Source organism: Streptomyces sp. 4F14 (assembly GCF_048159485.1).
Taxonomy (GTDB): Bacteria; Actinomycetota; Actinomycetes; order Streptomycetales; family Streptomycetaceae; genus Streptomyces.
Genome location: NZ_JBLRVY010000001.1, coordinates 464,584 through 477,491, shown reverse-complemented (window position 1 = coordinate 477,491; position 12,908 = coordinate 464,584). Strand labels below are relative to the sequence as shown.

Sequence of the window (12,908 nt, the reverse complement as noted above, 5' to 3'; positions counted from 1 at the left end):
GTCCCGGCCGTCACAGCTGACGCCCCGTCCGGGGGTCGTAGGTGACCTCGACGGCCACCACCTGGTCGGTGGGGAGGACCTCGGTCCACTGGTCGAAGATCTGGTAGGGGTCGGCGGGGCGGAAGCCGCCGTCGAGGGGGTCGAAGCCGGTCTCGAAGACCCGCTCGGCGGCGAGGGTGCGGGTGATGTCGGTGTTGCGGGCCTGGAGTTCGGCGGCGAGCGCCTGGAGGACCCAGCCGATCGACTTGCCCTGCCAGTCGGCCGGGTCGCCGGTCTGCCAGGCGTACTCCTTGTCCAGGGCGGCGTCGCCCTCGACGTGGGCGCTGGACAGCCAGCCCAGGGCGTCGAGTTCGTGGCCGGGGCGGACCGGCAGGACGGCCTTGACCCAGGAGGCGTTGAGGAACTCGTTGCGCCGCTCGTCGCCGTCGGCCTGGATCAGCCAGCCGAGGGAGCTGCCGGTGGGTGCGGGCGGGGTGTTCTCGGTGATGAGGTAGTCGACCCGGTGCTCCAGCTTGTCCAGGGGTGTGGAGGTGGTGGCGCGCGGCGGGTTGACCGCGCCGGTGTGGCTGAAGCGGCTGGTGACCGTGGCGCCGCCGACGGGGTCGCCGGAGGTGGCCTCCCAGTCGTGCGGCGGCACCGGGTAGCGGCCCACCGCGTCGGGGCCCGGCCACGCTGCCTCGGGGGTACCGGGGGTGGGTGTCGGGCGCCAGTAGTCCGGTTCGACGAAGTACAGCATCTGGTCGACGTCGAACATCCCGCGGATCAGTTCGGCCGACAGGTGGCGCTTCTCGTCCTGGCCCTGGAACAGGTCGAGTTGGCCGATCAGGTCGGCGAAGACGCTGTGCCGTTCCTCCTTGCGGAGGTCCTCGGAGTCCCGCTGCCCGACCTTGGCGATCAGGTCGAGCCGGTCGTGCACCGCCTGCGCGTACGCGGCGCGCTGGACCTTGGCGGCCTCGTGCTCGTACACGGCGAGTTCGGCGAGGTACTGCTGAAGGGCGGGGTCCTTCTCCGGTGGCGGCGGCTCCCAGACGAGGGCGAGGGTGAACGCGATGTACGTGCCGCCCCCGAAGTGGACGTTGGTGCAGTTGATCCGGAACCGGCCGGACGTCGGGTCCACCACCTCGTAGGTGGCGAGGAACTTGGCGACCTGCCCGCTGCTGGTCGTCGCGGAGACCTTGCGGATCTCGTTGCCGGCGGCCGTGCTGAGTTTCCAGCCCGGTCCCGGCGGCGGCGCGGAGTAGTCGAAGTGGGCGACGATGTACTCGTCCTCCTCGCCCCGCCACAGCCGGTCCCAGCCGTCCTGCTTGTACCAGTCGGCGTCCTGGTGCGGGGCGTTCTTGCTGTCCTCGGTCCGCTGGATCGGGTAGTTGTCCGAGAAGGTGACGTGGGCCTGGGCGAGGGGCGGGGGTTTGACCGGCTGTTTGAGGGCGGTGAGGTCCGGGGCGGGCACCACGTGCACGAGTTCGCCGAGGCCGAGCGCGCGGCCCGGGTCGGCGACGAAGACCTGCCAGCTCAGCTGGGTGCCGATGTGCTGGAGCTGGACCCCGACCTTGCGCATCTTGCGGCGCAGCTCGTAGTTGACGAGCTTGTCGGTGGTGTTCTGTACGACGTACCGGCGGCTGGAGGTGTCGGTGGTCTCGGTGACCGTCTTGAAGGTGGTCTTGAAGTTCCGGGTGATCTCGCTGCTGGCCTTGGAGCTCTGGGTCCGGGAGTGCTTGTGGCTGACCTCGGAGGACGTGTTCGTGGTGTTCTTGGTGCTGTAGCTGGCGCTGACGTCGGCGTGCACGATGCCGACGTAGTTGGCGCTCGCGTTCGAGGTGACGCCGAGCGAGGTCTCGTTGGCGTTGGACTCCTTGACCGCGTCGGCCAGGTCGGTCTGGTCGGTGAGCGCCTCCTCGGTCTTGCGGGTGGCCGTCTCGGACTGCTCGGCGGTCCGCTCGACCAGGGTGCGCCGGGTGGAGGTCTCCACCACCTCGACGGTGCCGCCCGGACTCAGCCACAGGTGGCCGACGGGTGTGCCGAGGAAGGTGTCGAACTCGAAGAAGTACTCCCGGAAGAGGTTGACCAGGCCGACCGGCGAGAGGATGCCGTCCGTCGGCGGCCGGTTGCCCCACACCGCCAGCGGGGCCAGCGCCGCCAAGGGTCCCTCGCCGAGCGTGCCCGCGCCCGGCGTTCCCTTCGGCAGCGCCGCGCCGAGCGCGGCGGCGGCCCGCGCGGTGGAGGAGTGGCCGAGCCAGCCCGGCAGGGGCTGGTAGACCCCGAACAGCTCGCTCGCGTACGGGACCGCGCCCGCGAAGTCACCGACCGGGCGGCCCGGTCCCGGACCGGGGGCCGGAGCGGGCGCGGGCAGGGTGCCGACGTTGTCGCTCGGCCCCGACGTGCTGGTCGCGAAGGGCTTCACCGACCAGGGACGGCCCGGCTGGGACTGCGTGACCAGCATCAGTTCGCGGTTCTGCTGGGCCTGCGGGGCGACGAAGGAGATGGTCTGGGTGCCGGTCCCGCTCACCGCGCGTCCCACGTACTGGCGGCTCACCCCGTCGTCGGTCTCCAGGAAGGTCCCGGTCAGCGCCGGTACGCCGGGGAACAGCGCGGGGTCGCGCACGTCCGCGTCGGCGGGCAGGGCCAGTGCGACGCGCTGCCCCGGCAGCAGCTCGGCAGGCGAGGTCGGCTGGATCGTGTACGACCAGACCCTCAGCCAGGACCCCGATCCCGGTGTGGTGAGCGGAGTCCGGCCCGTGAAGGTGACGACGAGTGCCATGGCGGTTCCTCCCCCTCGATCCGTACGCACACATATTCCCTTTGTGCGCACAGAAGGCGTGAATTCACCTGGAAATCGATACTCCGGCATGACACCGCGTCAGGCGTTTTCCGCCGGTTCTCCTTCGAATCTTCACTCCTCGCGCAGCCCCACCCGGTCGTGCAGCCGGCGCAGCGGGCCGGGGGCCCACCAGTTGGCGCGGCCCGCGAGGCGCATGAAGGACGGGACGAGGACGGCGCGGACGAGGGTCGCGTCGAGGACGACCGCGAGGGCGAGGCCCACGCCGAGGAGTTTCAGGAGAGTCACCCCGGAGACGGCGAACACGCACAGGACGACGGCGACGAGAAGCGCTGCGGCCGTGATGATCCGGCCGGTGTGCTGGAGGCCGTGAGCCACCGACTCCGTGTTGTCGCCGGTGATCCGGTGGCGTTCGCGGATGCGGGAGAGCAGGAAGACCTCGTAGTCCATGGAGAGGCCGAAGGCCACGCAGAAGGTCAGGATCGGGATGGCCGCGTCCAGGGTGCCGGTGTGCTGGGGGCTGCCGACGAGGAACGACAGGTGGCCCTCCTGGAAGACGAAGACCATCGCCCCGAACGTGGCACTGAGGCTGAGCGTGTTGAGGGCCAGCGCCTTCACCGGCATCAGGACGCTCCCGGTGAACAGGAACAGCAGGACCAGGGAGGAGCCGACGACGATACCGATGGCCGCCGGGGTCGCCCGGGCGATGGCCGCCGTGCTGTCGGCGACCTCCGCGGCCTGTCCGCCCACCGACACCCGGGCCGCGTCCGGCGCCGGCACGTCGCGCAGCCGGTTGACGAGCCGGGTCCCGGCCGGGGAGTCCTGCTCGACACCGGAGACCACGGACAGCAGCGCGCTGTTCCCGGCGACGAGCCCGGTGCCCGGCCCCTGGACCTCACGGCCCGCCGCGTAGGTGCCGGTCGCCGCCGTCACCCTGCGGACGTCGGGCACCTGCGACAGCGCCTCGGCGTACGCCTCCAGGGTCGCGGGCGGGCCCTCCACGACGACCTGGACGGTGCGCAGCACCTCGTCGTCGAACTGGTCGCGCAGGAGCTGGGTGGCGCGGTGCACCTGGGAGTCGGCGGGCAGCGAGCGGTCGTCGAACAGGCCGGGCTGGACCCGGGTGAAGGGGGAGGCGAGGACGGCGAGGACGAGGACCGCGCCGCCGCCGTAGAGCAGCGGGCGGCGCATCACGGCCTGGGCGAAGCGGTACCACCGGCCGGTCTCGGGGGTGCGCAGGCGGGCGAAGACGTCGTAGCGGTCGACCCGGTGGCCCAGGACGGCGAGCAGGGCGGGCAGGACGAGGACCGCCCCGGCGGCGGCGGACAGGACGACCACGATGCCGCCGTAGGCGAAGGACCGCAGGAAGAACTGGGGGAAGACGAGGAGGGCGACCAGGGACACGGCGACGGTCAGGCCGGAGAAGGCGACGGTGCGCCCGGCTCTGCGGACGGTCGGTACGAGGGCCTCTTGCACGGTGGCGCCGCCGCGCAGTTCCTCGCGGAAGCGGGCGAGGACGAAGAGGCTGTAGTCGATGCCGAGGCCGAGGCCGAGCGCGGTGGTGGAGTTCATCGAGTACACCGAGATCGGTACCGCGCCCGCCAGGGCGTTCAGTACGGCCCGGCTGATCAGCACCGACAGCAGTCCGACGACCAGCGGCAGGGCGGCGGCGAGCGCGCCGCCGAAGACCAGCAGGAGCAGGACGAGGGTGACCGGCATGGCGATGGCCTCGGCGAGCAGCAGGTCGTGGGCGGTGCGGTCGCCGACCTCCGCCTGGACCTGCGCGGGTCCCGCGGCGGCGACGTCCAGTTCCGGTGTCTGCCGTCGCAGGTCGGGGACGAGGCGTTTCGCGGTCCTGGCGCGGGTGTCCTCGTCGCCGTCCAGGGAGACCGACACGAGGGCGAGGGTGGCGTCGTGCGAGCGCAGCGCCGGCACTCGGCCCGCCGTCCAGTAGGAGGTGGCGGCCCGGACGCCGGGGGCCTGTTCGGCGCGGCGGGTCAGGGCGGTGCCGAGGGAGGCCGCCCGGGCCGAGTCGACGGGGCCCGCGCCGCCGAGCACGAGCAGCAGGTCGCCGTCCGCGCCGGGGAACCGTTCGGAGACGAGGCGGGCGGCGCGGGTGGACGGGGCGTGGGGGTCGGAGAGCCCGCCGTGCCGCAGGCGGTGTTCCACGCCGAGGCCGCCGAGCGCGGCGAGGACGAGGACGCACACGCTCGCCCACAGGACGGTGACGCGCCGCCTGTACAGTGCCGCGCCGAAGCGGTCGGGCATGGCGGGACCTCCCGGCAGAGTGGTCGTGTCCCTCTCCATGGTGCGCCTGATGGAACCTCGACTTCACGGCGTTTCAAGGCCGTTCGGTTGATTCGGCGGCGGGCGGGAAGTGGTGCTGCATGGAGTGGGACCGTGTGCTGCTGGAACTGCTCGACGTCGATCCCCTGCCCGGCGAGGGCGACGGCGAGCGGTTCCTCGGCCGCCCGCCGCTGGCGCCGTCGTCCCCGGTGTACGGCGGTCATCTGGCCGCGCAGGCGCTGGCTGCCGCCGGTCGTACGGTGCCGGCCGGGCTGGACGCGCACTCGGCGCACGGTTTCTTCCTGCGGGCCGCGCTGCCGGGGACGCCGTTCGTGTACCGGGTGGAGCGGGTGCGCGACAGCGCGTCCTTCGCGACCCGGCGGGTGAGCGCGCTCCAGCAGGGTCAGGAGGTGTTCGCCCTGACCGCTTCCTTCCACCGCCCCGAGGCGGGGCTCGGTCACCAGGACGCGATGCCGTCCGTGCCGGATCCCGAGGTGCTGCCGACGTACGAGGAACGCCTCAGCGAGGCGTTCGGCGCGGTGATGCAGCCGCTCGGCACGCCGTACGAGCTGCGCTTCGCGGGGCCGCTCAGCTTCGACGTGGAGAAGGACCCGTCGCTGGTGTCCGACCGGACCGAGGTGTGGGTACGGGCCGGGGCCCGGCCGCCCGACGACGCCCGGCTGCTGCATGCCTGTCTGCTGGTGTACGTCTGCGACGTCGTCATGCTGGACACCGTCCTGGTCCGGCACGGGGTGTCGTGGCTGAACGCCAGCGGCTGGAGCGTCGACTACACGGTGTGGCTGCACGGCCCGCTGCGCGCGGACGACTGGCTGCTGTGCGCCCTGGAGACGCCGGTGGCCTCCGAGGGGCGGGGCCTGGTCCTGGGCCGGGTCTTCACCCGCGAGGGGACGCGGGTGGCGACCCTGGCCCAGGAGGGGCTGATCCGGGTGCGCGGGCCCCGGGGTCCGGGCTAGACCACCAGGCCGCCCGAGATCTCGATGGCCTGCCCGGTGATGTAGCGGGCCCGGTCGGAGGCGAGGAAGCACACCAGGTGGGCGACGTCCTCGGGGGTGCCGAAGGTGTGCGAGGGGATGAGGGACCTGAGGAGTTCGGCCTTGTCGCCGGGGATCGCCGCGGTCATGTCGGTCTCGATGAGGCCGGGGGCGACGGCGTTGACGGTGACGCCCCGGGCGCCGATCTCCTTGGCCAGGGCCTTGGTGAAGCCGATGATCCCGGCCTTGGCCGCGGAGTAGGCGGTCTGGCCGGGGATGCCGTGCAGCCCGGACGACGAGGCGATGTTGACGATGGCGCCGCCGCGCTGTTTCACCAGGGGCATCAGCAGGGGCCTGGTCACGGTGTACATGCTGTCCAGGTTGGTGCCGATGACGTCGTGCCACTGCTGCGGGTTCATCCGGGCCAGCAGCGTGTCCCGGTTGACGCCCGCGTTGTTGACGAGGACGTCGAACCGGTCCAGTGCGGCCAGGGCCGACGCGGCGAAGACCTCGGCCTGCGCCGCGTCGGCGACCTCGCTGTACAGGGGGACGCAGGTCCGGCCGGGGTGGGCGGCGCGCAGTTCGTCGGCGAGGGCGTGGGCGCGTTTCTCGTCGCTGTGGTAGCCGAAGACGACGTCCGCGCCCTGGGCCAGCGCCAGCCGGACGACCGCGGCGCCGATCCCCCGCGAGCCGCCGGTGACGACGCAGCCGCGTCCGGCCAGGGGCAGGTCAGCCGCCACCGGTCACTCCGGGCGCGGGCAGCGGTACGGCCTGGCGGGCCTCCTTCTTGCGCCGTGCGGCCTCCTCGCGCAGTTCGCGGTAGCGCTCCTCGGCCAGCAGCGCGGAGAGCATGGGGGCGTAGAACGCGCCGTCGCCGACGAGCCGGATGCGCTCCGGGGTGATCTCCGCGTAGCCCCGTTCGGCCAGGACGTCCCAGACGGTGGCGTACTTCTCGTAGACGTCGAGGCCGAAGGCGGCACGGTACTGGACGAGGTCGACCTCGGTGCTGATGAGGCTGCGGAAGAGCAGCATCATCAGCCAGTCGTCCGGGGAGTGCCGGAAGCCCCGCTCCACGGGAAAGCGTCCCGCGTCGACGGCCGCCTTGTAGTGGGCGAGGCTGCGCTGGTTGATGAACGACCACGAACGGCCCTGCGGGAGCGCCGGGTTGCCGAAGAAGGTGATCGCCGCGTAGCCGAGCCCGAGGGTGTCCATGTGCTCGAAGCGCGGGACGTAGCCCTCGCGGAAGTCCCGGGCCACGGGGTCGCCTGGGCGGCGGAAGTTGTACGTCGACAGCTGCTCGTAGCCCCGGTCGAGCAGGAAGTCGCGGCCGGCCCGGTACATCTCCAGGTTGACCAGGGTGCTGGGGAGTTCGTGGAAGCGGTTGAGCGCGAAGTCGGTGGGCCCGCCGACGTTCAGCTCGTAGTGGGTGATGTCGTACACGTCCCAGGAGACCAGGGTCTCCAGGTCCTCCAGCATGCTGTCGACGGTCTGCTGGGGCCAGCCGAAGATGATGTCGACGTTGGCGGACAGGCCGAGTTCGCGCGCCCACTGGAGGCTCTGGACGACGTGTCCGGTGGTCTGCTTGCGTCCGCTGAGGCTGTTGAGGTGCTCGTTGACCTGCTGGACGCCCATGCTGATGCGGTTCATCCCACAGGCCCGGATGGCTTCCATCTTCTGCCGGGTGAACAGCTGGGGGATGCCCTCCAGGGTGAGGTCCGCGCTCGCCTGGATCTCCGGGAAGAGCCGGCGGACCATGTCCATCAGGCGGTGGTAGACGGGCGCCTTGTAGAGGTTCGAGGTGCCGCCGCCGAAGTACGCTCCGGCGAGGACGGCGCCCTCCATCTGCTCGCGGTACATCTCGGCTTCGCGTTCGACGTAGCCGTAGTAGTTCTCCAGGGCGGCGTTGCCCTGGAACTCCTCGACGGGGAACAGGCAGTAGCCGCACTTCCCCGGGTCGGTCTTGATGCAGTACGGGACGCCGACGTACAGGAAGACCGGGGACTGTCCGGTCTTCTCGTTCAGGAAGCGGCGGTCCTCGCCGATCTCGTCGAGCGGTACGGACAGTTCGTTCCAGTACCGGGGTGACGGGAAGCCGTGCTGGATCTTGTTGACCTGGCGCTCGGCTAAGTGGCTGTCCAGGTAGTCGTTGACGTAGTCGGTGCTCAACACGGTCGTTGGCACTTCCCCTCTGGGATCTGCCGGATGGGGTGCGGGGAGCTAGTCCGCGAGGACGACGCGCCGCAGGAGGTACTCCGCGAGTTCGTCGATGCTCTGGTACTCCAGTGCCTCCATCGCCTTGAAGCGGAAGTCGAGCTTCTCCTGGATGCGCCGCTGGAGTTCGGTGATGTTCAGGGAGTCGAGGCCGATCTCCAGCAGGGCCAGGGAGGGGTCGAGGTCGTGGAGGTCGATCTCCAGCTCGCTCGACATGCGTCCGAGGGTGTCGGTGATCTCGTCGGTGAGCCAGTCGATGACGATCTGCCGGCGTTCCGCGTCCGGCCGGCTCTCGACGCGTCCGCGCAGTTCGCGCCGTGTGTCGCCGGGGCGGCCCGCCTCGGCCGGGGGCGCGGGGACCGCCGAGGTGTCGGTCAGCGAGGCGATACGCCGGAACTCGACGTCCGTCAGCTCCGCGAGGACATCGCCGGTGTCGTCGAGGACGCGCACCCGGGCGGACAGCGCGGTCCCGGAGCCGCCCAGCCGCAACTGGACGTGGCCCCAGACCTGGTCGGGCAGCGGGCCGCGCAGCACCATCCGCCGGACGCCGACCGGGACGTAGGCGCCCCTGGCGGTGCCGGCCCGCCCGGCGGCGGCGGTCAGGTGCAGGCAGCCGTCGAGCAGGGTGGCGAGCCGGTGGTCGTGGCCGGCGCGGGAGGCGCCGTCCGGGGCGGCCGTGATCCGGCCCAGCGCCTGTCCGCCCTCCTCGGCGAGCCACAGCTCGCGGACGGTGGAGAAGCTCGCGCCGTACTCCAGGCCGTCCTCGCGCAGCAGTCCGTAGAGCCGTCCGGCGGCGAGCCGCTCGGGCAGGCCGGCGCGCAGTTCCTCGGGCGGGTCGCCCGACCAGTCCTCCCGCGCGGCCGGTCCGACCTTTCCCTGGCAGTAGCGGGCCGGCCCGTCCCCGACGGTGAACCGGAAGCGGGAGCCGTCCCCCTCCAGGGCGACGTCCACGCCGCCCGCCTTGGCGGGGGCCAGCAGGAGCGGCCGGACGAAGTCGACGTCGGTCAGCTCGACCGGCGCGGCACCGTGGCCGTCGGCCGACGTGTAGGCGCGCACGGCGAGTTCGAGGTGGCCGGTGGCGGGGAAGACCGTGGAGCCGAGGACCCGGTGGTCCGCCCACGGGGTGCCGGGCCGTACGTCGTACCGCTGGACGGTCCGGGCCGGGGGCTCGGGCGCGGCCGGTTCGTCCTGGCCGGTGTCCGGTGCGGGGGTCACCCAGTAGCGGTCCCTGCGGAAGGGGTAGCGCGGCGCCGACGAGGTACGGCGCCGCCCCTGGTGGAGGGCGGGCAGGTCGACTGCGGCCCCCGCCGTGAACAGGGCGCCCGCCGCGGCGAGGAGGTGGTGTACGTCGTGTCCGTCGCGCCGGAGGGTGGGGACCGCCGTGAACTCCCCCGGTACGTGCGCCCGCAGCGCGGGGTGCGGGCCGATCTCCACGACGACGGTGACGCCCCGGCCGGCCATCGCGCGCAGGGCGTCGTGGAAGCGGACCGGGACGCGGGCCTGCCTGCTCCAGTGCTCCGGGCCCTCCTCGCCGGTCAGGACCTCGCCCGTGACACCGGAGAGCACCGCCACCGCCGGGGCCCGCGGGCGCAGACCGGCCGCCGCCTTGGACAGTTCGGGCAGGATCGGCTCGATCAGCGGCGAGTGGAAGGCGTGGGACGTACGCAGCCGGGTGGTACGGCCACCCCGCTCCCGGACCAGCCGCGCGACCTCGTCGACGGCCTCGGCCCGGCCCGATACGACGACGGCGCGCGGCCCGTTGACGGCGGCCACCGACACGTCGTCCTCCCGCCCGGCCAGCCACCCCTGGACGGCCTGCGGGTCGGCCTCGACGGCCAGCATCACTCCGTCGCGCGGGAGTTCGCCCATGAGGCGGCCCCGCAGCGCGGTGAACCGGGCGGCGTCCTCCAGGGACAGGACGCCCGCGACGCAGGCGGCGACGATCTCGCCGACGCTGTGCCCGGCCATCACCTCGGGGACGACACCCCAGGCGCGGAGCTGTGCGGCGAGCGCGTACTCGACGGCGAACAGCGCGGGCTGGGCGAGGCGGGTGTCGTCGAGGGCTCCCGGGGCCCGCTCGTCGAAGAGCAGGCGCCGCAGGGGCAGCGGCAGTTCGCCGTCGAGGACCTCCGCGCACCGGTCGATCGCGTCGGCGAACACCGCCTCGCTGTCGTACAGTTCACGGCCCATCCCGGGGTACTGCACGCCCTGCCCGGTGAAGACGAAGGCGGTGCGGGCCCGCTTGCCGGCGTGCCCGCTGCTCACGGACGGCGGCGTGCGGCGGGTGCGCCACAGCCTCAGCGCGCCCGCGATCTCGATACCGCCGCGCCCGGTGACCGCGAGGCGGTGGCGGTGTACGGCGCGTCCGGCGGCGGCGGTGAAGAGGGCATCCGGCAGGCTCTCGCGGTCGGTGCGGGCGAGGTGGTCCGCCCAGCGGTCGGCCAGGGCGTCCAGGCTCGCGGCGGACCTGGCGGACAGCGCGAGCAGTTCGGCGGGGCGGGGTTTCGCCTCGGCGGCGCGGGGTGCGGGGGCCTCGCGCAGGATGGCGTGGGCGTTGGTGCCGCTGTAGCCGTAGGAGTTGACGGCGGCCAGCCGGGGTGTGCCGCCGCGCGGCCAGGGCACGGGCTCGGCGGGGATCTCGACCGGGGCGCCGGCCAGGTCGATGCGCGGGTTGAGGCGGTCGACGTGGATGCTGGGGTAGATGGTCTCGTGGTGCAGGGAGAGGGCCGCCTTGACCAGGCCGAGGAGTCCGGCGGCGGCTTCGGTGTGCCCGAAGTTGCTCTTCGCCGAGCCGACGTACAGCGGCCGGTCCGCGGGGCGGGAGCGGCCGTACGTGCGCACGATGGCGCCCATCTCGATGGGGTCGCCGACCGGGGTGCCGGTGCCGTGTGCCTCGACGTAGCCGATGTGGGCGGGGTCGACGCCGGTACGGGTGAGCGCGGCGCGGATGACCTCTTCCTGGGTGCGGCTGCCGGGGGTGGTGAGGGCGGGGGTGTGGCCGTCGTGGTTGACCGCGGTGCCGACGACGGTGGCGAGGACGGGGTCGCCGCGTTCCTCGGCGAGGGACTGGCGGCGCAGCAGGACGGCCACGCAGCCTTCGCTGCGGACGTAGCCGTCGGCCTGCGCGTCGAACGCGCGGCACTGGCCGCTGGGCGAGAACAGGCCCAGCTTGCAGAAGGCGATGTGGACCTGCGGGTTGAGGATCAGGTTGGCGCCGGCCACGATCGCGGAGTCGCACTCCCCGGTGAGGATGGACTGCCGGGCCAGGTGCAGGGCGACCAGCGAGCCGGAGCAGGCGGTGTCGACGGTGAAGCAGGGGCCCTTGAGGTCGAGGAAGTGGGCGATCCGGCCGGCGCTGATGCTCATGGCGTCGCTCATCGCGTCGAAGCCGGTGATGCCGGTCATGCCGCCGGCGTCGTGCTTGACGATGAAGTAGCTGTTGCTGTTCATCAGGGCCAGGAAGACGCCGGTGCTGCTGCCCCTGAGGTCGTCGGGGTTCTGCCCCGCGTGTTCCAGGGCGTGCCACACGGTCTGGAGCAGCAGCCGCTGCTGGGGGTCCATCCGGGTCGCCTCGGCGTCGGAGATCCCGAAGAACGCGGCGTCGAAGCGGTCGACGTCGTCGACGAACCCGCCGTGGCGGGTGTAGGTCTTGCCGGGGGCCAGGGGGTCGGGGTCGTAGAACGCGTCCACGTCCCACCGGCTGGGCGGGATCTCCTCGACGCAGTCGCGCCCTTCCCGCAGAACGGTGTGTATGTCGTCCGTGCCATGGACGTGTCCTGGGAGCGTGCACCCGATGCCTACTAAGGCGATGGGCTCAGCATCCATGCCGATTCTCCTTCGGCGGATGAGGGCGCTGCCGTGCGGCGCGGCCCGACACAGGGTCACGATCCGGGACAGCCGCCACGATGGTGGAGCGCCACAGGAATTTTCAGTGCCGGAATCCAGAACCCCTGTTGCCTTTTGGGGCTCTTCATACGCAAGCGCAATAAATGATTGCTTTGGCGTATCCGCGCAAGGCTAGGGGCGCGGCAAGGAAGGGCGCAAGGAGGTACAGAGGGAGCGAACAAGCGCTCCAGTGGCTCTCAACAGGCGCGAAAATACCACCGCACGCCCCCCTGAAGGGCGTACAATAAGGGGATGACCGTCTTCCTCTGTTCCAGGTGCGGCGCCGCGATCACGCCGGAGCTGGCCGAGTTGCCTGCCGTGCCGGACGCCCCGGTCGACGATCGCGACCGGGACAAGGAGACACGCCGGGCGCCCTCCACCGTTCCACGCGGCCGCTATGCGATCGATCCCGAGCCCTGGGGGTTCCCCTACGTCCGCCAGGACGATCAGGAGGACCCCAAGCCGGCTCAGTCGCGCGGACTTCTGGTCTCCGGGGAGGACGGCTTCGTCATCTCGGCGGGCAACCGGGGCACCGTGGTCGTGCATCCGGACGACGCCGACGGTCTCGGCCCCCTGCCCGCCTGGGAGAACAGCAGCGGGTGTTGCGGCCCCACCGGCAGCGAGGGACTCAACCGGGCCTGCCCCTGCGGAGCTCCCGTCGCGACGCTCGCGGCCGACTGCTTCGGGCCGTACGAACTGCACCTCGACCCGGTCCGGACCTACGCGTTCACCGGGTAGGCGCCTCCCGGTCCGGGGTT

The 12,908-nt window shown here is 72.2% G+C and carries 7 protein-coding genes; 2 read left to right on the top strand and 5 right to left on the bottom strand.

Annotated features, from left to right (window positions below; genetic code table 11):
* Positions 1-10: 10 nt before the first annotated feature.
* Positions 11-2,758 (bottom strand): hypothetical protein, encoded by a 2,748-nt coding sequence (locus ACLZOT_RS01935; RefSeq protein WP_416966874.1) that lies wholly within the window; start codon positions 2,756-2,758, stop codon positions 11-13.
* Between the two features lie 132 nt (positions 2,759-2,890).
* Entirely contained in the window at positions 2,891-5,044 is a 2,154-nt protein-coding gene (locus ACLZOT_RS01930; RefSeq protein WP_416966873.1) for an MMPL family transporter, read from the bottom strand.
* Positions 5,045-5,163: 119 nt separating this feature from the next.
* Here ACLZOT_RS01930 and ACLZOT_RS01925 point away from each other — a divergent pair, with 119 nt between their 5' ends.
* The gene (locus tag ACLZOT_RS01925) at positions 5,164-6,036 is read left to right on the top strand and encodes an acyl-CoA thioesterase (protein ID WP_416966872.1); all 873 of its coding nucleotides are present in this window, start codon (positions 5,164-5,166) and stop codon (positions 6,034-6,036) included.
* On the opposite strand, the gene ACLZOT_RS01920 is transcribed toward ACLZOT_RS01925, so the two are convergent.
* Genes ACLZOT_RS01920 through ACLZOT_RS01910 form a run of 3 tightly spaced genes read right to left on the bottom strand, consistent with a single transcriptional unit; the run spans position 6,033 to position 12,090 of the window.
* On the bottom strand, positions 6,033-6,794 hold the full coding sequence (locus ACLZOT_RS01920) for an SDR family oxidoreductase (protein WP_416966871.1): 762 nt from the start codon (positions 6,792-6,794) through the stop codon (positions 6,033-6,035). The genes ACLZOT_RS01925 and ACLZOT_RS01920 overlap by 4 nt on opposite strands.
* Positions 6,784-8,223: a coproporphyrinogen-III oxidase family protein gene (locus ACLZOT_RS01915; RefSeq protein WP_416966870.1), complete on the bottom strand. Its 1,440-nt coding sequence runs from the start codon at positions 8,221-8,223 to the stop codon at positions 6,784-6,786. Before ACLZOT_RS01915 ends, ACLZOT_RS01920 begins: the two co-directional genes overlap by 11 nt.
* Before the next feature lie 48 nt (positions 8,224-8,271).
* Positions 8,272-12,090 carry a beta-ketoacyl synthase N-terminal-like domain-containing protein gene (locus tag ACLZOT_RS01910; RefSeq protein ID WP_416966869.1) on the bottom strand — a complete coding sequence of 1,273 codons (3,819 nt, stop codon included), beginning with the start codon at positions 12,088-12,090 and terminating at the stop codon, positions 8,272-8,274.
* 312 nt (positions 12,091-12,402) lie between these two features.
* Here ACLZOT_RS01910 and ACLZOT_RS01905 point away from each other — a divergent pair, with 312 nt between their 5' ends.
* Positions 12,403-12,888 (top strand): hypothetical protein, encoded by a 486-nt coding sequence (locus ACLZOT_RS01905; protein ID WP_416966868.1) that lies wholly within the window; start codon positions 12,403-12,405, stop codon positions 12,886-12,888.
* Positions 12,889-12,908 lie beyond the last annotated feature (20 nt).

Excerpts from the sequence above, each read along its gene's own strand:
- ACLZOT_RS01935 (WP_416966874.1), bottom strand. The coding sequence starts at position 2,758 with ATGGCACTCGTCGTCACCTTCACGGGCCGGACTCCGCTCACCACACCG.
- ACLZOT_RS01930 (WP_416966873.1), bottom strand. The coding sequence starts at position 5,044 with ATGCCCGACCGCTTCGGCGCGGCACTGTACAGGCGGCGCGTCACCGTC.
- ACLZOT_RS01925 (WP_416966872.1), top strand. The coding sequence starts at position 5,164 with ATGGAGTGGGACCGTGTGCTGCTGGAACTGCTCGACGTCGATCCCCTG.
- ACLZOT_RS01910 (WP_416966869.1), bottom strand. The coding sequence starts at position 12,090 with ATGGATGCTGAGCCCATCGCCTTAGTAGGCATCGGGTGCACGCTCCCA.
- ACLZOT_RS01905 (WP_416966868.1), top strand. The coding sequence starts at position 12,403 with ATGACCGTCTTCCTCTGTTCCAGGTGCGGCGCCGCGATCACGCCGGAG.